General features: G+C 39.8%; 17 protein-coding genes. 7 read left to right on the forward strand and 10 right to left on the reverse strand.

Going from position 1 to position 21157, the window contains the following annotated elements; genetic code table 11:
- Window positions 1-49: 49 nt before the first annotated feature.
- The gene (locus SJY38_RS07430) at window positions 50-601 is read right to left on the reverse strand and encodes a TIGR00645 family protein (protein ID WP_377109513.1); all 552 of its coding nucleotides are present in this window, start codon (window positions 599-601) and stop codon (window positions 50-52) included.
- A 235-nt stretch (window positions 602-836) separates the two neighbouring features.
- Between SJY38_RS07430 and SJY38_RS07435 the strand changes: the two genes are divergently transcribed.
- Window positions 837-1079, forward strand: coding sequence for a hypothetical protein (locus SJY38_RS07435; RefSeq protein WP_004587793.1), 243 nt, complete (start codon window positions 837-839; stop codon window positions 1077-1079).
- A gap of 119 nt (window positions 1080-1198) precedes the next feature.
- On the opposite strand, the gene topA is transcribed toward SJY38_RS07435, so the two are convergent.
- Together topA and SJY38_RS07445 are read right to left on the reverse strand one after the other, a co-directional pair.
- Window positions 1199-3895, reverse strand: a complete 2697-nt coding sequence (gene topA, locus SJY38_RS07440) for a type I DNA topoisomerase (protein ID WP_055253275.1) — start codon at window positions 3893-3895, stop codon at window positions 1199-1201.
- Between the two features lie 249 nt (window positions 3896-4144).
- Window positions 4145-7450, reverse strand: a complete 3306-nt coding sequence (locus SJY38_RS07445) for an Ig-like domain-containing protein (RefSeq protein WP_377109514.1) — start codon at window positions 7448-7450, stop codon at window positions 4145-4147.
- A 188-nt stretch (window positions 7451-7638) separates the two neighbouring features.
- Here SJY38_RS07445 and SJY38_RS07450 point away from each other — a divergent pair, with 188 nt between their 5' ends.
- Window positions 7639-8970 (forward strand): dicarboxylate/amino acid:cation symporter, encoded by a 1332-nt coding sequence (locus tag SJY38_RS07450; protein WP_004587790.1) that lies wholly within the window; start codon window positions 7639-7641, stop codon window positions 8968-8970.
- 61 nt (window positions 8971-9031) lie between these two features.
- Here SJY38_RS07450 and sohB read toward each other — a convergent pair whose 3' ends face one another.
- Window positions 9032-10048, reverse strand: coding sequence for a protease SohB (sohB, locus tag SJY38_RS07455; RefSeq protein WP_029772521.1), 1017 nt, complete (start codon window positions 10046-10048; stop codon window positions 9032-9034).
- Between the two features lie 100 nt (window positions 10049-10148).
- On the reverse strand, window positions 10149-12578 hold the full coding sequence (locus tag SJY38_RS07460; RefSeq protein WP_377109515.1) for a VolA/Pla-1 family phospholipase: 2430 nt from the start codon (window positions 12576-12578) through the stop codon (window positions 10149-10151).
- A 227-nt stretch (window positions 12579-12805) separates the two neighbouring features.
- Here SJY38_RS07460 and SJY38_RS07465 point away from each other — a divergent pair, with 227 nt between their 5' ends.
- Window positions 12806-13552 carry a YciK family oxidoreductase gene (locus SJY38_RS07465; protein WP_377109516.1) on the forward strand — a complete coding sequence of 249 codons (747 nt, stop codon included), beginning with the start codon at window positions 12806-12808 and terminating at the stop codon, window positions 13550-13552.
- Between the two features lie 228 nt (window positions 13553-13780).
- Here the strand turns inward: SJY38_RS07465 and rluB are convergent, their stop codons facing one another.
- The 4 genes from rluB to SJY38_RS07485 form a co-directional block, all read right to left on the reverse strand.
- A complete protein-coding gene (gene rluB, locus SJY38_RS07470) occupies window positions 13781-14650 on the reverse strand; it encodes a 23S rRNA pseudouridine(2605) synthase RluB (protein WP_004587786.1) in 870 nt (289 codons plus the stop codon).
- Entirely contained in the window at window positions 14647-15237 is a 591-nt protein-coding gene (scpB, locus tag SJY38_RS07475) for an SMC-Scp complex subunit ScpB (protein ID WP_024034031.1), read from the reverse strand. The genes rluB and scpB overlap by 4 nt, the downstream gene beginning before the upstream one ends.
- A gap of 151 nt (window positions 15238-15388) precedes the next feature.
- The gene (locus SJY38_RS07480) at window positions 15389-15910 is read right to left on the reverse strand and encodes an EF-hand domain-containing protein (protein WP_004587784.1); all 522 of its coding nucleotides are present in this window, start codon (window positions 15908-15910) and stop codon (window positions 15389-15391) included.
- Window positions 15911-16131: 221 nt separating this feature from the next.
- Complete coding sequence (locus SJY38_RS07485) at window positions 16132-16563, reverse strand: hypothetical protein (RefSeq protein ID WP_004587783.1); 432 nt, start codon at window positions 16561-16563, stop codon at window positions 16132-16134.
- 241 nt (window positions 16564-16804) lie between these two features.
- Between SJY38_RS07485 and xthA the strand changes: the two genes are divergently transcribed.
- Genes xthA through SJY38_RS07500 form a run of 3 tightly spaced genes read left to right on the forward strand, consistent with a single transcriptional unit; the run spans window position 16805 to window position 19061 of the window.
- Entirely contained in the window at window positions 16805-17611 is an 807-nt protein-coding gene (gene xthA / locus SJY38_RS07490) for an exodeoxyribonuclease III (protein WP_096041844.1), read from the forward strand.
- Window positions 17612-17616: 5 nt separating this feature from the next.
- Window positions 17617-18264, forward strand: a complete 648-nt coding sequence (locus SJY38_RS07495) for an energy-coupling factor ABC transporter permease (RefSeq protein WP_024034028.1) — start codon at window positions 17617-17619, stop codon at window positions 18262-18264.
- Window positions 18261-19061 carry a putative RNA methyltransferase gene (locus SJY38_RS07500; protein ID WP_377109517.1) on the forward strand — a complete coding sequence of 267 codons (801 nt, stop codon included), beginning with the start codon at window positions 18261-18263 and terminating at the stop codon, window positions 19059-19061. The genes SJY38_RS07495 and SJY38_RS07500 overlap by 4 nt, the downstream gene beginning before the upstream one ends.
- A gap of 132 nt (window positions 19062-19193) precedes the next feature.
- On the opposite strand, the gene yfbV is transcribed toward SJY38_RS07500, so the two are convergent.
- Window positions 19194-19640, reverse strand: a complete 447-nt coding sequence (yfbV, locus tag SJY38_RS07505; RefSeq protein ID WP_024034026.1) for a terminus macrodomain insulation protein YfbV — start codon at window positions 19638-19640, stop codon at window positions 19194-19196.
- 300 nt (window positions 19641-19940) lie between these two features.
- On the opposite strand from yfbV, the gene SJY38_RS07510 reads away from it, so the two are divergent.
- Entirely contained in the window at window positions 19941-21155 is a 1215-nt protein-coding gene (locus SJY38_RS07510; protein WP_377109518.1) for an acetate kinase, read from the forward strand.
- The last annotated feature ends 2 nt before the right edge of the window (window positions 21156-21157 follow it).

Raw genomic sequence — 21157 nt, forward strand, 5'->3', positions numbered from 1 at the left:
GCCGGTATTAAGACGAAATACCGACCTCCAAACCACTAACTTAACATTTCTAATGTGATTGTGTTTTACTATTTAAATAATCAGTGAACGCAAATAATACGCCAGAGCTTACAAAGGTGACATGGATAATCACTTTCCAAAATAACTCATCACTTGAATGAATATTAGAATTAATAAATACCTTTAAAAGCTCAACCGCAGATATGGCAACAATAGCGCTAATAAGCTTCATTTTTAAGCCAGAGAAACCTACTTTCCCCATCCATGACGGCCTATCTTCGTGGCCCTCAATATTAAGCTTTGAAACAAAATTCTCATAACCACTAAAAATAATAATAAGTAATAAACCAGCCAGTAAAGCGGTATCAACGAGGGTAAGTATACCCACCAATAACTCTTGGTTTGTTGCACTAAAAGTGGCAATACCCATTAAATAAAGTTGCTTAAAAAACTTTATTAATAGCAATATAACAGCAAATAGTAGGCCTACAAAAAACGGGGCTAATAACCAGCGCCCTTTAAATATAAACGACTCTAAGCCTTGCTCTACTATGTGTATTTTACGAGGCGTACTGGTTGGTTTTGCTCGGTGTTCTGACATTAACTTATCTTTTTATAAAAAAGCGACCTTAGCTTATAATTTATTACAACACAATTACTTATATAATTATTTAAGCGTAATTTACTCATCTTGACGATAAAAATTTTTCGTTATCTTTTATTTTAATTTCGATTAAAAATCACTGCACCAACAGAGTTGTTCTGCATTGGGCACTATTTAAATACAGCTTTAAAATGTATTTAAATCGTAAAACCATTTATTTAGGAATCAACAAATGAATAAAGCATTGCTAGCATTAATAGTTGCACCACTTTTTGCTGTATCTGCAACGGTTGCAATCGCAGACGATGCACCAGTAGCTTCTGCACAAACAATTAAAGAATACACAGATATGTGTGTAAATTGGGCTAAAGATGATGATGTAAGTAACGACGATCTATTTGGCTATGTTCTTCAATGCGTTAATGATGAATTAGAGTCTGAAGGTTACAAAAAAGTATCTACTGTACAAATCTAAACAATAAAAAATATGCGGCTAATAAAGCCATTGCGACGCATATAATCATAAAAAAACCGGAATGACACAAGCTGTGCATTCCGGTTTTTGTTTATCTTAGGCTAAATAAATTTTAAGGTTTATTCAGCTTCTTTTTTTGCTTTAGGTTTAGCTGGCGATTTTTTTGCAGCCGCTTTCTTTTTAGGCGCTGCTTTTTTCTTCGCTTCTTCTACCCATTTACCCGCTTCATAGTGAGCAGTCCAGCCTGTGGCTTTTCCGTCAACTTCAGTCATCACGTATTGCGCTTTATTTTTACGGCTATAACGTACTACGGCTAAATTACCATCAGGATCTTTTTCTGGCGCATCAGCTAAGTAATAAAACTTAGGTGAAATACGCTCTCTAAAACGCTTTAGCTCAGCCACTTTAGGCGCTCTCGTCTCGCGTGATTTAGGGAAAGTGTTAGCCGCCAAGAAAATACCTGCAGCCCCATCACGTAAAACAAAATAAGCTTCTGACTTTTCACATTCAAGTTCAGGTATGTGTACAGGATCTTCTTTTGGTGGTGCAGCTTCGCCGTTTTTAAGTAACTTACGCGTATTTTTACACTCTTCGTTGTTACAGCCAAAATACTTACCAAAACGGCCCGATTTAAGCTCCATGTCTGAACCACATTTATCACATTCGATAATAGGCCCATCGTATCCTTTAATTTTAAAGGTACCTTGCTCAACGATATACCCTTCACATGCAGGGTTATTACCACAAACATGTAATTTACGGGTTTCGTCTATTAGGTAAGAGTCCATAGCCGTTTCACAGATTGGACAGCGCTTCATTTGCATTAATGTTTCAGTTTCAATGTCTTCAACATCTGCCGCAACCGCTTCATCCCCTGATACTAGGTTCATAGTGGTTGTACAACGCTCTTTAGGCGGTAAGTTATAACCTGTACACCCTAAAAACACCCCTGTAGATGCCGTGCGAATACCCATTTTTCTGCCACATGTAGGGCAGTCAATGTCGGTTTCGACCATTTGATTAAGGCGCATTCCGCCTTGCTCTGGCTCATCTTTGGCTATGTTTAATTGCGTAGAAAAATCAGCATAAAACTTATCAAGCACTTGGGTCCATACACGCTCGCCTTCGGCGATATCATCTAAACGACCTTCCATTTTTGCTGTAAAGTCAAAGTTCATTAAATCAGTGAAGTTTTCAACCAAACGGTCGGTTACTATTTCGCCCATTTTTTCAGCGAAGAAACGACGGTTTTCTACCCGTACATAACCACGGTCTTGGATTGTTGAAATAATTGATGCGTACGTAGATGGACGACCAATACCACGTTTTTCAAGCTCTTTTACTAAACTTGCTTCACTAAAGCGCGCTGGCGGTTTAGTAAAGTGCTGCTTAGGGTCAAGCTCAATTAAACTAAGTACTTCGCCTTCTTTTACTGCTGGCAGCGATTGATCTTCTTCATTCTTTTTACGTACCGCAGGTTGCACTTTTGTCCAACCATCAAAGCGAAGTACTCGCCCTTTTGCTTTTAGTTGAAACTCATCAGCGGCCACAGTAAGCGTTGTTAAGTCGTACTCTGCAGGTACCATTTGACAGGCAACAAACTGACGCCAAATTAATTCGTACAGTTTTTTGGCATCGGCATCAACACCTTCAACATGCCCAGAAAGTACAGTGACACTTGAAGGACGGATCGCTTCGTGCGCTTCTTGTGCATTGCCTTTAGAGCTGTAGCTAATTGGGTCTTTAGGTAAGTACTTTGCGCCAAACTCTTGGGTTACATAATCACGACACATTTCAACTGCATCTTTTGACAGATTAGTTGAATCGGTACGCATATAAGTAATGTAACCGCCTTCGTAGAGGCGCTGTGCAAGCATCATTGTTTTTTTAACGCCATAGCCTAAACGTGTACTGGCGGCTTGTTGCATGGTTGAAGTAATAAAAGGCGCACTTGGGCGGCTTTTGCTTGGTTTTTCTTCAACACTTATTACTTTATATTCGGCTGTCTCAAGGCTTTTAACTGCGGCTGTAGCCTGAGCCTCATTTACCGGCTTAAATGGCTTGTCTGCTTGTTTAGTGACTTCTAAGCGTAATTGTGACTCAGTATTTTTAACGTCGGCGTGTATATCCCAAAACTCTTCTGGAATAAACGCTTTAATTTCACGTTCGCGCTCTACTAATAAACGTACCGCAACCGATTGCACACGCCCAGCAGAAAGCCCGCGCGCTACTTTAGCCCATAATAATGGCGATACCATAAAGCCAACTACACGGTCTAAGAAGCGGCGTGTTTGTTGTGCATATACCATGTCGGTATTTAGTTCACCAGGTGTTTCAAACGCTTGTTGAATCGCATTTTTTGTAATTTCGTTAAATACAACGCGTTTATATTTTTCAGGCTCACCACCAATAATTTCTTGAAGGTGCCAAGCAATTGCTTCCCCTTCTCTATCCAAATCCGTTGCGAGATAAACTTGGTCTGCATTTTCGGCCAGCTTTTTTAACTCTTGAACTACTTTCTCTTTACCTGGCAAAATTTCGTAATGTGGCTCCCACCCTTTTTCAGGATCAATACCCATACGTGCAACTAAGTTAGTGTAATCTCGTTGCTGTTTATACGCTGCCTTTTCTTCAGGCTCCATTTTACGAACTTCAGCTGGCGTTTTAGTCGCCGGTACTTTAGCTTTGTTCGAACCTGAAGTAGGTAAATCACGCACATGTCCAATACTGGACTTTACGATGAAGTCTTTACCTAAGTATTTATTAATTGTTTTAGCCTTAGCAGGTGACTCTACAATTACTAGCGATTTGCCCATAGTTGCCTATTTCTAACCAAATATTTAAATGTGTTTTGCCGACATAAACGGCGCGAATATTTATAGGTATATCTACAAACACCTATTGTTACAAGCTTTTAATACAAACTTTTCAGTATTTACTGAATAAACAAACAATTTTTGTTGTTAAATTATACAAACCGGTGTTTTTAAAATAATTGCTGTGGAATATATAGAACACAAATAAAAAAGCCAACCTTAAGGTTGGCATTTTTTACATTCTACCGATTATAAATCGTCGGTTACGCTAACAGAAAGCGTACTTTCCAACCCTGAAGGCGCTTCGGCAGTAACGGTTAAAATACCACTAAACTGCTCATTTCCTCCATCTAAGTCTTCACGCGTAATACCAAATGATAAACCAACAGGCACAATACTTGTTGTATTAGGGTAAGTGTAATTATCACTACCTGTTAAAATACCATTGTCTGTGTCAATAGAGATGGTTGTTTCAGCAGGCATTGGGTTGTTATATATATCTGCTATAAATACCGTAAGCCCTAGGCTAGCAGTGCCTGATGCAGTTTGAGTTAAATCTATTGCATCAACCTGACACATTATTGCGCTAGTGGGATCGTTTTGCACACGGCGAACAAGTGGACTTGCAGGGTCGCTGTTTACACGTACCTCTGAAGCGGTTGCACCCGCGATAGCAGAACAATCATCCGCGTATGTAACTAGCCTAAAGTATGCAGTATCACCCGACATTACGATTTCTTGGTTTTGAAATACGTTAACCATTTGACGACTACAAATACCTGCGGCTTCGTCTTCTTCACGACACAGTAAGCCGTTGTATAGGCCATTTTCTGTGGTCCATGTACCATTGCCATCAAAATCAACAAATTCTTCAAACTCATCACCGGTTGAGTTATCGCGTGAACATGGGTCGGTTCCATCATTACAATCTTTACCGCCATAGGTGCCATCTTCATTGTTATCGATAAAGGCTTCCGGAATATCAAATAAATCATCAAAAAAGTCTTCACTGTCAAAGTAGCCGTTGCCATTTAAATCAGAGAACGTTTCTTCACCAATTGCATAAGCATGTACAGTGGCACGTCCACCTAACGGTAAATCTACCGTTAAGTCATTATTTAAAATTCCTAATGGGCATGGTAAGCCACCATCACACTTTTGCGTAATGGTATTTTCATACATAGAGTCAGTAAACGGGCGTGGGTTACTGCTGGTCCACGTTACGCTACACGTACCATTGGTTGTTGTACAACTTGGCTCTATTACGCCCCCTTCTGTGATAAAGCTAACAGCTGTTCCATCTGGCACAGGGTTGTTAAAGTGATCAGCTAGGCGAGCATTAACCGATACCGTATTACCATCAACATTTAACGCATGAGGGTTAAATATAGAACGCGATAGCGAAAAGCTATTTTGATCCGCAATGCCAGTACTAATTACAAGAATATCTGAAGGGGCGGTTACAATAACCGTGTCGCCATCTACGTCTTCTTCGCTAGATGCGATAACACGCACAGGCGTAGCAATTGAACCTGATTGAACTGAGGTAGTCACTTCACCGCTGGCATTAGTAATTGCACTGGCTGTGCCTAACGTTATACCACCGACTGCCGTTGACAGCTCAAAGTTAACCGTTCTTGAAGCTAAATCATTGCCATTTGAATCCACAAGTTTAAATGTTACTTCAGAGATTTCAGTTCTGTCAGCACCACCCGTACCTTTTAATGCAATTACTGGTTCAGTCACTTCTACAAATTGTAAAAAGCCAATATTGGCAGGTGATACATTTATAGTGGTACTAGCAGAAACCGTATCGCCACCGGTGATCACGGTAGCCGTAATTATATCCCCACCCACACAAGTAAGCGGACGGTATGTAGAGCGTGCAAAGCCGCCAATGCTGGTTACTGTTTCGTCTATAAGTGCTTGGCCAGAGCCAACACAACCAGATGAAAATTCAACAGTAAGTGGTGTGGTATATAGCTCACCGTCTTTTGAGATTTCAATTGAGATAAGTGCTGTTGCACCTGCAGCTAATAGTTCATCGTCTGCAACCGAGCTGCTAATAGCAATTTCAACATCTACAGCAGCAATTTGAAATGCCTTAGTTAAATCGCTATCGAGCACTGACACAGTAATTTCACCGGCGCCTACATCTTGACCAGGAACTATATCTAAAAGTGCGATACCATTTGCATCGGTAATAGCCGTGCCAGTTGAAGGTGTAATTGAGCCAATTGTTGTACTCGCTGTTACTAGGGTCTGCGTAAGAGGAGTTGTCGAATTCTCGTTAGTCACTTCGATATAAAGAATCGCCGTTGAATCACCTGAGATACTAGTTACTAGATCACACTGGCTTGCATCTCTTTGAGATTTAAAGTCTGCTGGACAATTTTCTAGGATTGAAAAACTAATATCTGCAGTACTTTGGTCTGGATTTACAGCATCACCTTTTGTATAAAAACCCAGCGTTTGCTCAACACCTTCGTACTGGGCTGTTATAACGCCTGCACCTTCTACAGTACCCGAAGTTAAGTTAATTGATGCAACACCACTTTCATTCGTTAGTGCAGTACCAATACTTGGGATTAAGTTACCTAAAGTTGATGAGAAGTTTACAACTGCCCCTTCAACTTCAACGCCATCTCCGTCAAGAATAGTTGCTTTAACAACTGCGCTATCTGCGGCGCTGATTGTGCTAATTTCTGATAACGTCGTTGAAGAGGTAAGGCTTAAACCGATAGAAAAGTCTAATGATTCACCTTGAATGGGCGCATCCCCTTCAGTTGTAAATGTATAACCTTCAGAGCTATAAACAGTATTTTCGTTATCGGTGTAGGTGGCCACAATAGAGCCAGCCCCAGCTTCAGTCCCTGCAAGCAAGCTAATTGTTGCAATGCCTTGTTCGTTTGTTAAAGCTGTACCATTTGTAGGATTTATACTCCCTAAACCAGTAAGTACAAACTCAATTAATTGGTAAGCAGCGGGTTCATTATCAATTAATAGTTCAACCTGCGCGGTAACAGGGTTTAAATAATCAACACTTCGAGTCGTAGCCCCAGATGAATCAACAAGCGTTACACTCAATTGTGGATCTGTTGATTGTGCGCCATCCGACTCAAATGCAAACGTATCGGTGTAACTTTCGCCATCTACTGTATAGGTTGCTGTTACTTCACCAGCTCCTGCATTTTCACCCGCGGTAAGTTCCAGTATCGCTATACCATCTGATTGGGTTAACGCTGTACCTGCTATAGGGTTTAGTTCACCAATTGAGTCAGCAAGGGTAAAAGTAATACGCTCACCTGACACTGCATCGCCATCTTCATCTTCTAAAGTAGCTCTAAGCTCTAAAGGAGCAGCCGCTGTGACCGTGTTTGACTCAGTGTCACTAGATTGTAAGTAACCTTTTAAAGTTACCGTGTAAGTGGATGTTTCTGTAGTAGAATCGCCATCATCTCCGATGGTGCCGTCTTTTTCGATTGTTCCACCACCACCACAAGCGCAAAGCAAAATGCTAAATAGTGTAATGCTGAGTAGTCGCGTTAAAGGCATGGACCTCTCCCTAGCGTTGTTATTATTTACTAATAGTTGTTTACCTAATATTAACCTATAACTTAGTCTAATATCACAGTTTTTTGTCACTTTTTTATGTAAATAATTCCGCAAAGGCTATTTTTTTCTGTAGTAAATATTTCCTTGCTGGTAGTCTATGGCAAATTTGAAAAAATAGATTAGGGAATATGTCTAAAATACGTTCAATGAGTTTAACTACCCGTATCATGATTGGCATGGCACTGGGTATTGCAGTAGGCTTTTTATTTCAGGCTATATTAGCTGGTGAAGACGATTATCTAATTCCTCTTGGGTTATTCTCTTTGCCAATTAAAGCTTTTTTTGTAGATGGCCTTTTCCATGTTGGCGGACAAATTTTTATTGCCAGCTTAAAAATGTTGGTTGTTCCGCTGGTATTTGTATCGCTTGTATGTGGTACGTGTAGCTTGAGCGATCCTAAAAAATTAGGCCGTTTAGGTGGTAAATCAATTGGCTTATATTTAGTTACAACTGCCGTGGCAATTACCGTAGCTATTTCACTAGCGTTATTATTTAACCCAGGTCAAGGCATTGCACTGCCATCAGATGCAAGCTTTAATGCTAAAGAAGCCCCTACCTTAGCGCGAGTGATTATCGATATGTTCCCTACTAACCCATTCGAAGCAATGGCTAAAGGGAACATGCTGCAAGTTATTGTGTTTGCGCTTTTATTTGGTGTATCAATGGCGCTAAGTGGCAAAGCAGGTAAACGCGTAGCCGCAGTATTTGAAGATTTAAACACGGTTATTTTAAAACTAGTAACGCTACTAATGAACATTGCGCCTTACGGTGTGTTCTTTTTAATGGCTAAACTTTTTACCACTATCGAAATGGGATTAATACTCAGCCTAGCTAAGTACTTCCTTGTAGTAGTGGCGGCGTTATTAATTCACGCGTTTATTAATTACAGTATTATTTTAAAAGTATTAACAGGCCTTAACCCGCTTACCTTTTTAGCTAAAATGAAACATGCGTGTTTATTTGGTTTTAGCACTTCAAGCTCAAGCGCAACTATGCCTATTACACTTGAAACTGCGACCAAAAAACTCGGCGCTAATAACTCGGTTGCCTCTTTTACTATTCCGCTAGGCGCTACCATTAACATGGATGGCACAGCCATTATGCAAGGCGTGGCAACAGTATTTATTGCACAAGTGTTTGCTGTTGATTTAACGATTTCTGATTACTTAATGGTTATTCTAACCGCAACGCTTGCCTCGGTAGGCACTGCGGGCGTGCCTGGTGTGGGTTTAATCATGCTTGCAATGGTACTTAACCAAGTAGGTTTACCAGTAGAAGGGATTGCAATTATTATTGGTGTTGACAGATTACTCGATATGACGCGCACAGCCGTTAATATAACGGGTGACTGTATGGTAACTTGTGTGGTTGCTAAGTCAGAAGGTCAATTAGATGAAACAATATTTAACGACCCGAACGCAGCTAAAGACTTAGAAGATTACCACAAATCTACTGAGTAATTATTTAAGCCCATAAAAAAACCCTTGCTATGCAAGGGTTTTTATTACCTTTAATAACGTTTTATGGGTTCATTGCTTTAAAACGCGACATTAAATTAACGCCTGCTTTATTTACAGAGCTACTTAGCCCAATTGCTAACTTATCACTTAATCCTTTCTTAATTTTGTATTTTACTTTGTATATTTGACGCTCAGCTTGTTGCTCTAATAACGCATCATCACTGGTTTTAATTACATCAACTAAGCCCTTTTCAATTGCTTGTGTTGCAAACCAATGCTCACCCGTTGCCACATTATCAATATTAAGTGTTGGCCGTTGGCTACTTACAAACTCTTTAAACAAACCATGTGTTTGCTCTATTTCATCGCGAAACTTTTCGCGGGCTTTATCTGTGTTTTCGCCGAACAAGGTTAACGTACGTTTAAATTCGCCTGCGGTAATTTGCTCAAACTCTACATCGTTTTTCTTTAAAATTTTATTAAAGTTAGGTATTTGTGCAATTACACCAATAGAGCCAACAATAGCAAAAGGAGCCGCTAATATTTCATCGGCCACACAGGCCATCATGTAACCGCCACTCGCTGCTACTTTATCAATAGAAACCGAAAGCTTAATACCTGCAGTTTTAAAACGCTGTAATTGCGATGCAGCTAAACCATAGCCATGCACCACGCCGCCCCCACTTTCTAAGCGAACTAATACTTTATCTTTCTCAGGATTAGCAATGGCAATAATTGCGGTCACTTCTTCGCGTAGGCTTTCAACTTCATGAGCGTCCATACTACCTATAAAATCAATAACATATAGGCGTGGTTTCGGCTCATCATTTGCCGCTTTTTTAGACTCGACTTTTTGCGCTTTATGATGCGCCTTTAACTCTTTTTTAGTTAAAGTATTTTCTAAAAAGCTGTGTTTTAAGTCATCTAGTTGCTCAGACAAATCGTCTATTTCTATGGCTCCTTTTTTAGCTTTAGGCTTTACTGCTGAACCCACAATAAGGGTTAAAATAATTGCAATAGCAATAACAAAGGTAACCGTTTTAGCAAAAAACAAACCGTATTCGTATAAAAATTCCAACTGGTCTCTCCATTTATAAATTTAAGCTAATTTATCATGCTTTATAACAAAAAAAAGCCACTAAACAGTGGCTTTTCAAGGTTAATAAGGTATTTGCTGATTAATCAGTCACAACCTCTGGGTTACTGACTAATAACATACGCCCGCGTGCAGCTAAATAAGTAGCTACTTGGAGCTGCATTTCAGCGTTTGCTGCTGCACTGCCCTCAACAGTTGCCGCTTGGGCGTCGTCTTGTGCTGGCGTTAAAATTGAGCCATGGTGCCCTTTTGTAAATTTCACCAAATAACTCGCCGGGGTTTCACTTAGTGCTTGTGAAGTGCTTACTGTTTCAAGCCCCATTAATGTTGCTAACGGAATTGTGCCCGATATAGGGTTATTTGCTGCCGCTGGCGGAATTACTTGGTCTGGTTTGTTATCTGCGCCATCGCCTACAACTACATTAGTGTATACAGGTGTACCTAATGCATTTACCGCTGCTGCATAGTTTGTTGGGTCTCCGCTATCAAGTGCGGTTTGCGCTGCAAAAGCAAACTCGGTCATTACCGCTTGGATGTTAGCAAGTTTTGTAGTTTCCCCTGCCGTAGTAAGTGAGGTTACATACGCCTGATAGCCACAAGTTAAAAACGCTTCCATATCTGGTAATAATGTACCACAGTTTGAAATAGCATCCGCTTGTAGAAACTCGTTAAACTCTTGCGACTCTGCTGTACCAGCTTGCGATAATACAGAGCCTTGAATAAATGGCCCAAACGCAGCCGATTCAAGTAAAAAGCTTGCTATACCGCCACCGCCACTGGCAAGTGCTACCGTGTTTACCTTAAATAATGGGTCAACTGTATCTGCAAGCGGAGTATTAGCCTGAGCTATAAATGCAGGTGCAACAATAGAGCCTAAAGAATGCCCTACATAGGTTACATCTTGTGCGTTAATCGTCGCATCATTAATAAAGTTTAAACCTAAGCGTAAGCCTAATAAATCTGCTGATGATTGACGCAAGCTATCACGAGCCACTAACAACGAGTTTAAGTTCATGTAACTTAGTACTGAACCCGTCGTTGCATTAAAGTCATCTGTCCCATCAGCATCAACATCTACACCACGCTCACCATGGCGAGGATGGTCAATCGCCGCTGTGGCAAAACCTTGAATTGAAAGTTGTGCAGTTAATGCCAACATGCTTTCTTTGTCTGTTGTTATACCGTGTTGCATAATAACAACTGGCCAGCCAGTTTCTGGCATTTCAATTGGATCAAGACCTTGTGAATCACGAATAAAATTAATAACCGGTAAAATAGGTTTGGTTATTTGCACTGGCACATTCGCCATGCTTTGCACTTTAGGAATAGAGTTATACTTAGTTAAATGGCGCGTAGTGTCTAAACCTAAATCACGCAACTGTCCGTCACTTAACGCAGCACAAAGCCCATCATTATCGCTAATTGGCTCTGCAGGGAAAGCCTCGCCTGCTGCAGATTTGTAACCTAAAACAGCTACCGCGTTGTCACACATACCTTGCCAATATGTATCATTTAAATCACTTATTTCAGTGCCTGTTGGGGTGCCTAAATACATAGGTAACATAACGCTACCTTTTAAATATTGCACACCAGAGAACGCATCCGATACGCTAACACCCGCAGCTGCAAATACTTGCTGCACATTTACCATTGCTTGTTCAGGTACACTTACCATTGGTGTTGGTAATGCATCATTTTGTAAGCTAGCTGCCAGTAAGTTTTTAATTGTGCCAAGCACAGGGCCTGCTGATTGAATGGTCATAGCAGCAGAAAATATAATATCATCTTTTGTAATATCACCTGAGCTTACAACCACATTCTCATAGCTATTTACTGCCGCTTGAAGACCAAGCTGAGCATCAGTAATCAATGGAGCTTCTTCACTTACAGAAGCGTAAGTAGAAGAAGGCTGAATAGAACGCCCTTGAGAGTCTTTTAATCCAGTGGTTAATACATTTATGTATGAACTTCCTGGTGTGAAAGGTTTTAATGGGATAATAGCAACTGCATCGCCAGAGGCTTGAGAAATAAAGTCTACGCCGTAGGTTAATTCACCTACCAATTTACACGCTGAACCAGCTGTAACAACAGCACATTCTGCGTCAGTTAAGCTTGCGCCCATAACCACTTCAAAAATTCTTACTGTACCAGGCGACGCTGCAGAGGTTTCATCAAGCGATACGCCTGTAGGGAAAGTTAAATCAATTTTGTAAGGCACTTGCGATGACCAGCCATCTAACGCACCTAGCGCTAATTGCGGATCTGCATAAGCAGTGCGAGGCACAGAGACGTTATCATCGTCTAATTCACCTGGAATATTAATTGTGCCGTCTTGAGTGCCGCTCATTAATAAATCGTTAGGGACAGATAAAACCCCATTTGCAGGGTCAAAGGTCACCGTGGCATTAGGTATTATGGTTGCAGTATCGTTTTTAACATCTTCTAATGTTTCTCCGCCGCCACAACCTGCTAACGCAGCTGTAACCGAGAGTGAGAGTAGCATTTTTTTCATATTGTTGGCTCCGCACATATCTTTATTTTTATAGTGTGTTCGTTCAAAGTAAGTGTGTTTAATCAGTGTAGTAAAGTTAAAACAATGTAATCAGTTTATTAATGAGACATTAGACCAGTTAAACTTAACGTAAAGTTTATAATTCCGCCACCTAAATTTTCAATAAATTCGATTACTTGACGATTTGCTATGTTAAAATCAAAAAAATTTTATAAATTGGTATTTATATGCAAACTTATCAAGCAACTCCAAATGCACTTCAAAATAAAGTAATTTTAATTACAGGTGCCGGCGATGGTATTGGCCGCGTAGCAGCAATTACCTACGCAAAGCATGGCGCGACAGTTATTTTACTTGGTAAAACAACAAATAAGCTCGAATGCGTTTACGATGAGATTGTCAATGCTGGTTACCCTCAGCCTGCTATTGTGCCAATGGACTTAAAAGGCGCGACAAAACAAAACTACCGTGATTTAGCAGCTACAATCGAAAGTCAATTTGGCCGATTAGACGGCTTATTAAATAATGCCGGTATTTTAGGGTCGCTAGGGCCACTTGAGTACTTTTGCTCTTCTACGTTTGAAAACATCATGAAAGTGAATGTTACTGCGCAAGCAATGATCACCAAAGCGCTATTCCCTGTGCTGCGTAAATCAGAGAATGCCTCTATTGTTTTCACTTCATCAAGCGTTGGCCGTAAAGGGCGCGAATTTTGGGGGCCTTATGCAATATCTAAATTTGCAGTTGAAGGCATGATGCAAACATGGGCCTGCGAAGTAGGTAAAACCAATATCCGTGTAAATTGTATAAACCCTGGCGCAACGCGTACCTCTATGCGTGCATCAGCGTATCCAGGGGAGGATCGCGATAAGCTTGCTACCCCAGAAGATTTAATGCCAACGTATTTATATTTAATGAGTGATGACTCGAGTGATGTAAACGGTGAATCTCTCGATGCGCAACAAAAAAAATAAACTACATTTTTAATTATAAAAAAAGCCGCATACATTGCGGCTTTTTTGTCGGTAATTTTTGGTAATTATACCAATTAGCTTAATTAAATTATCTATTTTAAGGCTAGAAAAACGTGTTGATCGCTAGGCAAAAAATTCACAATTTAGCTGTGCTAAATGAGCATTTTTTTACCTAGGTAGCGACACGTTTAGCCCCGCAAAATGATTAAGTATTATTGCGGGTTAGTATTACTTACGCTTAGTTTGCTTAACACGTTGGTTATGCTTTTTAACCGCTTTACGAATTTGGTTAATTTTAGCACGCTTGTCTTTGCGTTTTTCAGGCATAACCGACAGTTTAGTTTGTGTTTCGCGGCCTAATTTAACGGTTTTGCGTAAATAGTTAACGGTTTCTAAATCAAGTTCAGCCCAGCCACCTTGAGGAAGGCGCTTATCTAGCTCTAATTTTCCGTAACGAATACGAATAAGTCGCGATACTTCTACATCCTGCGATTGCCATAAGCGGCGAACTTCGCGATTACGCCCTTCGTTTAGCGTTACATTGTACCAACGGTTAATGCCTTCGCCACCCAGTGATTTAACCGTTAAAAATTTAGCCGGACCATCTTCAAGCTCTACGCCACGCGTTAGGTTTTTAATGGTTTCATTGGTCACTTCACCAAATACACGGGCTGAATATTCACGCTCAACTTCATAACTTGGGTGCATTAAGCGGTTAGCTAACTCACCATCGTTGGTAAATAACATTAAACCTGCCGTGTTAATATCTAGACGACCAACAGCAATCCAACGCTCACCGTCTATGCGTGGTAAACGGTCAAAAACAGTACGACGTCCTTCTGGGTCTTTACGTGTACTTAACTCCCCTTCTGGCTTGTTGTACATAATTACACGACAAATACGGTCGGCTTTTTCTTCAATTTTTACGCTGTGGCCATCAACACGTATTAAGTCTGTTTCCTCAACACGGTCACCTAATTTAGCCACTTTACCATTAACACTAACGCGGTTTGCATCAATGTATTTTTCCATTTCACGTCGTGAGCCTACCCCTGCACGGGCTAGGACTTTTTGTAACTTTTCACCTTGAATACTCATTCGGATGGTTCTCTCACAGAAGGATCACTTAATAACTGGTTTATTTTACTTTCCTGTTGCGCTGGCAATGCAGGGAGTTCATCTAAACCGGTTAACGAAAAATAATCTAAAAATAATTTTGTTGTTGCATAAAGCGCTGGTTTACCAGGTACTTCTTTATGCCCTACTACTTTAACCCACTCTCGCTCAAGGAGGGTTTTAATAATTGCTGATCCGGTTGTTACACCTCGTACTTGCTCTATTTCACCACGCGTTATTGGTTGCCTGTAGGCAATTAACGACAATGTTTCTAGTAGTGCGCGAGAGTACTTAGGTGCCCGTTCTTGCCATAAATTACTAAGCCAAGGGCTTAAACTACTACACGCTTGAAAGCGATAGCCACTGCCTACTTCAACTAGCTTAATGCCACGTGTTTGATAGTGGGTATGTATAGCGTCTATTGCAGTGTTAATTCGTGACATTGAAATAGCTAAATCAGCCAATACAGTATCTTTTAAGTGGCGTTTGCTAACAGGTTTGTCTGCGACAAATATAGCCGCTTCAATGATCTCAATTAATTGTTCATCACTAATTCGACGACCCGCCATAATATTTTGCTTTGCCCTTTAAAATACGTAGCCATCTATTATGACAGAACATCGCAAAAGGGGGAAAATATATCTGCTTTTAAAACAAATTAAATGCACAAAAAAGCCAGCAATTAATGCTGGCTCTTATGTGTAGCGTATTTAGCTAATATTAGCTGTTTTTATAATGCTTTAGTGCATCATCTTCAGCAACGGCCTTACCGTATTTGCTAATGTAGCCTTTAAACTCACCTTTACTGATGCGCTTATCATTGTTGCCATCCATGTAACCAAAATGGTTTGAAATATCATCATCGTCAGCTTCTTCTACTGAGATGTAACCATTTTTGTCGTTATCTAAACTTCTAAAATCATTTTCGATTTTATCAAATTTAGCTATTTTAGCTTTAAATGCCGACTCACTTACTTCGCTGTCAGTCGCTACCTTACCGGTATTTAACTGCATGTAAGTGTTAAATTCTTTACGACTGATCTCGTTATCCATATTGGTATCAATATTTGAAAAGTGGCCCCAGATGCTATCGTCATCTGCTTCTACTTTTGAAATATAACCATCACTGTCGTTATCTAAACTTGCAAAATCGCTATCGATTTTTTCAAGGCCTTGGTTTGAGGCACAAGCGGCTAAACTTAACGAAGCTAAAATAGTTGTTGCGAGTGTTAACTTTTTCATAAGACGTATCCTTGTAGTTAGTAAATGTCACTTTAACTAATACAAGTCCAATGCCAAAGTGCACAAGCCGCCAACAATCAATAAGTTACGTGTATTTAGCTTATTTTATATACATTAATCAATTACTTAGCTTTGCAATGATTGCTGCATACCTTGTAATTTTTGCAAAAAAATACCCAGTACAAACTGGGCATTATTTTAATCTACATGTTACCGCGCAATTAGATTGCTGCGTTTTGGTAACGCTTTACAAATTCAGTTACGTTTTGTCCGTTACACTTTAATGAGTTTAAGTTACCAATTTTTTGGCGAACAGGCGCAAGGCCTTGCTTTAACGCTGTGATACATAACTGTGTTTCTTGGTGTGCATCTTTTGCAAACACTTCAACTTTTGATTCAGCAGCTTGGTTAGACGTTACTTTTTTAGCAATGTCGCGAATATCTTGACCATTACATAAAACACTTTTAGAAAAACGCGATAAGTATACACCGTGTTGTGCTGCTTCTTTACGCGCTGCGCTAAAGCCTTCATTTGCACTTAATACACATAATTTAGATTCAAGTTTATTATCTTGGCTAAAGTAAGTGTTGCTTTTTGCTGATACAGACGCAGAGGCTAATAAAGCAGTAGCTAAAAGTAATTGTGTTTTCATGAGAGAGATCCTATTTGAACGACTAAACAAGTAATTTTTGCGCATTATATATTCAATAATTACGATATCAATTGAATTTTTTATTTATTTAAATAATTAATAAAGCATTTACAATGTTTAAACTTTACGCACCAATTGATCAACATTTGCGCAGCTATTTTCTCATTTCGATCATGTTATGTAGGCTTATTTACTGATACAATTTAGTTATAAAAACAGAGTCTAATTAAAGGTAAATTTTATGAAGGTTATTTCTTTCAATATCAATGGTCTGCGAGCTCGCTTACACCAGTTACAAGCAATTATAGATAAACACCAGCCAGACATTATTGGTTTGCAAGAAATTAAAGTTCATGATGAGGCGTTCCCTCTCGAGGACGTACAAAAAATGGGTTACCACGTTTATTTTCATGGTCAAAAAGCGCACTACGGTGTGGCAATGTTATGCAAAAATGAGCCTAAATCGGTCTTAAAAGGTTTTGCCAGCGACACTGAAGAAGCACAAAAACGCATGATAAGTGTGACAGTTGAGCAAGAAAATGGCCGCGACCTAACAGTAATGAATGGTTATTTCCCACAAGGCGATAATATAAATCACGAAACAAAATTCCCTTATAAGCGCCAGTTTTACAAAGATTTAATGACCCATTTAGAAACAAACCACACGCCCGATGAAGATGTTATAGTTATGGGCGATATCAATATTTCGCCTACCGATTTAGATATTGGTATTGGTGAAGTAAACGCTAAACGCTGGCTTAAAACAGGTAAGTGCTCGTTTCAACCAGAGGAGCGCGAATGGCTTGCTAAATTATTAAATTGGGGCTTTAAAGACACCTTCAGAGAGCAAAACCCTGATACAAGCGATAAATACTCGTGGTTTGATTATCGCTCTAAAGGGTTTGTAGATAATCGTGGCCTACGCATTGATGTTGTACTTGCTACCCACGCCCTTGCCGAGCGCTGTATTGATACCGGCATAGATTACGAATTACGCGGCATAGAAAAGCCCTCTGACCATGCGCCAATTTGGTCAACCTTTAAATAATTGCTATGTTAACGCTTAAAATGCAAGGGCTACTTTGGGCCCTTGTTTTAATTATTACCTTTATAAGCGTAGAAAAAAATACCTATAAAGCACTTTATAAAACGCCTGCACGGCAAATAGGGGTACTTGCGTGTGCGTTAGTGTTTGCCATGTTATGGCAAATTAAAGCGGGTATTTTAAGCGGTCTTGATTTACACATTTTAGGTGTAACTGCCGCAACGCTAATTTTAGGGTGGCGCCTTGCTATTTTAAGTAGCCTACTGGCCAGTGCCCTATTGGCAGCTTTTGCAAACATTGATCTTAATCTTTTACCCATGCAAATACTGTTTGGTGCATTTATTCCTACATTATTAAGCTACCTTGGCTTTATAATGAGTTATCAGTATTTACCGCGTCACTTTTTTGTTTATATTTTTGTGTGCTCTTTTATATTGGCAGGCTTTATTGCATGTCTAAAAATAAGCTTAGGGGCTTTATTTTATTTGCTTATAGGGCAATATAATTGGCAAGAATTGGCAGATAATTACGTATACCTAAGTGCTATCATTTGGTTTCCTGAGGCAATGCTCAACGGTATGGCCATTACGCTTTTGATCACTTATCGGCCACACTGGGTCAAAACTTTTTATGATAAGGACTACCTAGACTCATGAGTCTGCAATACCAATGCCCTTTATGTAACCACGCACTTTTAAAACATAGTTCATCACTTCGATGTGACAATAATCACACCTTCGACTTTGCCAAAGAAGGCTATGTAAATTTATTACCGGTGCAACACAAAAACTCAAAGCAACCGGGTGATTCGCTCGAAATGGTACAAGCAAGGCGTGCTTTTTTAGAGCAAGGCTTTTACGCATTTTTACAGCGCGCATTAAGTAATATAATTAGTGAGCGCAAACCAAACGTGCTAATAGATTTAGGCTGCGGCGAAGGGTTTTATACTCATGCCATTGCCGATAAAATAGAGGCGCAGGTATACGGCGTCGATATTTCTAAATCAGCCGTAAAATATGCAGCAAAGCGATACCCACAATGTCATTTTAGCGTTGCATCAATTAGCCAGGCGCCTTTTAAGTCAGGCTCTGCTGACGTATTACTGAGTGTTTTTGCGCCTTTGTTTGAGCAAGAGCTGGCGCGTTTAGCAGCGCCAAATGCCACATTAGTAGTTGCAAGCCCAGGGCCGTGGCATTTAAAAGAGCTTAAAGAATATATTTATGCAGATGTAGCAAAACACACTGAAATTGACACGCCAAGCGGCTTTATAAAAGCAGATCAAAAGCTCATTACAGAGCAGGTTACGCTTAATTTTTCAGATATTAAAAATTTAATAATGATGACACCATTTGCGTGGAAATTTAGACCTGAACATTGGCAAACTCTTGAAGAAAAAGGCGCCCAAAGCGTCACCCTATCATTTTACATTACCGAGTTTAGTAAAGCCGATTGATATTTTAATAACGAGTGTTTGTGAAGAAATTACTGACAGGCTATATTGAGTAAGCTCATATGCCAGAGGGAGTGTTATAAATAAATGGAGCAAAGCGTGCGCTCTGCTCATACACTTATAGATAAACGCGCTCTAAAATTGCTCTTTAGTAAACGCTTTATCCATTTTATCAAACATGTCTTTTAATAAGTGTGCAAGTTCCATATAACGGGGCTTGTTTTCGCTTATTTGGGCTTGGTAGCCATTTGCCACCATTTTGGTATATAACTCGTTGTACCATTTTTGCATGCTCGGTTCTAATGGTGTTTCGGCTCGCTTACCTAACCAAAACAAGCCTTGCAACGGCAACGATAAAAAAAACAATGCACTGGCAATCGCTTGCGGTAAAAAATCGGGGCCTAAATAGTTAAGCTGAAAAAATAACGTAAGCATGGCTAATATTGGCATTACAGTAATTGCCAGCTCGGTTGCCTTAATTACTTTAAATTCGTTAAACAACGGTGCTAACTCTTTACGCATAGGCCATTTTTTTGCATATGCCCTACCCGTTTGTAATTGTGACATCACACTTTTTTGCATCATGACTCCTCACATCTAAACTTTTATACCCGTAGCGCCTGCTTGCCACTGCCTGTAAGTGTAACACAAATAAATAGCTTCACACTTTAGCAGTAAAAGTTATTGTTTTAGTATATATAAGCAACTAAACACTAAACTAAATTTATTAACTGGGTTAAAATACTCATCTTATAAATTAGACTTTAGTCGCTTTTTTATCACCTATATGGTGGCTAAGTTTACCTTTAATTTGCACCTTAAGTGTATTGTTCATATCTTAACGTACACTTACTAAATTTATTGTTTATGGAAACTGTATCTATGCCAACTACGCCCTCTAAATCACAACACGTTTTAGTATTAAACTGTGGTAGTTCGAGTTTAAAATTTGCCATTATTGATGCTGATAACGGGCATGAAATTATTTCGGGCTTAGCTGAACGCCTAGGTTCAGAAAATCCATCTATTAAATATAAATACCAAGGTGATAAAACCGTTATCACCTTAGCTGCTAATCAAGCGCATGGTGAAGCAATTAATACGCTTGTGAGCCTAATTAAAGATCACCACTTAGATGAGCATTTAATTGCCGTAGGCCATCGTGTTGTACACGGTGGTGAGCACTTTACTCAATCTGCATTAGTGGATGAAAAAGTCATTGCGGGTATTTCAGATGCTTCAAGCCTTGCCCCTTTACATGGCCATGCAAACTTACTGGGTATTTCATCAGCGCAGGCTTCGTTTGCTGGTTTGCCACAGGTTGCTGTTTTTGACACTGCATTTCATCAAACCATGGATAAAGTAGCCTACTTATATGCACTCCCTTACAAGCTATACACAGAGCACGGTGTTCGCCGTTACGGTATGCACGGCACAAGCCACTATTATGTAGCAGGCCAAACCGCTAAATTAATTAATAAGCCTGTTGAGCAAAGCAATTTTATTAGTGCGCATTTAGGTAATGGTTGTTCTGTGTGTGCAATTAAAGGCGGTAAAAGTGTAGATACTAGCATGGGCTTAACCCCGCTTGCTGGGTTAGTAATGGGCACCCGCAGCGGTGATATCGACCCTGGTTTATTTAACTTTTTAACAACACAACTTAATTATGATGCAAAACAAATCGACAACTTACTGAATAAAGAAAGTGGTTTGTTAGGTATTAGTGAACTGTCTAACGACTGCAGAACCATAGAAGAAGCCGCTGTAGCTGGCCATGAAAAAGCCGCCCTTGCACTTGACATTTTTTGCTACCGCCTTGCTAAACAAATTGCCGCCTACATGGTGCCATTACAGCAGTTAGATGCGCTTATTTTTACCGGTGGTATAGGCGAAAACTCAGATATTATCCGCGAAAAAGTAATCACACAACTAACGTTTTTAGGCTTAGATTGCGATAAACAAGCCAACTTAGATGCGCGATTTGGTAATGAAGGCATTATTAGCTCTGACAACGCGACAACCAAGGCGGTTGTAATGCCAACTAATGAAGAATGGGTAATAGCCCTTGATGCCGCTAACATTGTGAAGGAGCTTTAATT

The organism is Pseudoalteromonas sp. R86517 (genome assembly GCF_042466295.1).
Taxonomy (GTDB): domain Bacteria; phylum Pseudomonadota; class Gammaproteobacteria; order Enterobacterales; family Alteromonadaceae; genus Pseudoalteromonas; species Pseudoalteromonas atlantica.

What these genes read in the sequence shown, in the direction of transcription:
- SJY38_RS07430 (WP_377109513.1), bottom strand. Translation starts at nt 601, where the DNA reads ATGTCAGAACACCGAGCAAAACCAACCAGTACGCCTCGTAAAATACAC.
- SJY38_RS07435 (WP_004587793.1), top strand. Translation starts at nt 837, where the DNA reads ATGAATAAAGCATTGCTAGCATTAATAGTTGCACCACTTTTTGCTGTA.
- topA (WP_055253275.1), bottom strand. Translation starts at nt 3,895, where the DNA reads ATGGGCAAATCGCTAGTAATTGTAGAGTCACCTGCTAAGGCTAAAACA.
- SJY38_RS07445 (WP_377109514.1), bottom strand. Translation starts at nt 7,450, where the DNA reads ATGCCTTTAACGCGACTACTCAGCATTACACTATTTAGCATTTTGCTT.
- SJY38_RS07450 (WP_004587790.1), top strand. Translation starts at nt 7,639, where the DNA reads ATGTCTAAAATACGTTCAATGAGTTTAACTACCCGTATCATGATTGGC.
- SJY38_RS07460 (WP_377109515.1), bottom strand. Translation starts at nt 12,578, where the DNA reads ATGAAAAAAATGCTACTCTCACTCTCGGTTACAGCTGCGTTAGCAGGT.
- SJY38_RS07465 (WP_377109516.1), top strand. Translation starts at nt 12,806, where the DNA reads ATGCAAACTTATCAAGCAACTCCAAATGCACTTCAAAATAAAGTAATT.
- rluB (WP_004587786.1), bottom strand. Translation starts at nt 14,650, where the DNA reads ATGAGTATTCAAGGTGAAAAGTTACAAAAAGTCCTAGCCCGTGCAGGG.
- scpB (WP_024034031.1), bottom strand. Translation starts at nt 15,237, where the DNA reads ATGGCGGGTCGTCGAATTAGTGATGAACAATTAATTGAGATCATTGAA.
- SJY38_RS07480 (WP_004587784.1), bottom strand. Translation starts at nt 15,910, where the DNA reads ATGAAAAAGTTAACACTCGCAACAACTATTTTAGCTTCGTTAAGTTTA.
- SJY38_RS07485 (WP_004587783.1), bottom strand. Translation starts at nt 16,563, where the DNA reads ATGAAAACACAATTACTTTTAGCTACTGCTTTATTAGCCTCTGCGTCT.
- xthA (WP_096041844.1), top strand. Translation starts at nt 16,805, where the DNA reads ATGAAGGTTATTTCTTTCAATATCAATGGTCTGCGAGCTCGCTTACAC.
- SJY38_RS07495 (WP_024034028.1), top strand. Translation starts at nt 17,617, where the DNA reads ATGTTAACGCTTAAAATGCAAGGGCTACTTTGGGCCCTTGTTTTAATT.
- SJY38_RS07500 (WP_377109517.1), top strand. Translation starts at nt 18,261, where the DNA reads ATGAGTCTGCAATACCAATGCCCTTTATGTAACCACGCACTTTTAAAA.
- yfbV (WP_024034026.1), bottom strand. Translation starts at nt 19,640, where the DNA reads ATGCAAAAAAGTGTGATGTCACAATTACAAACGGGTAGGGCATATGCA.
- SJY38_RS07510 (WP_377109518.1), top strand. Translation starts at nt 19,941, where the DNA reads ATGCCAACTACGCCCTCTAAATCACAACACGTTTTAGTATTAAACTGT.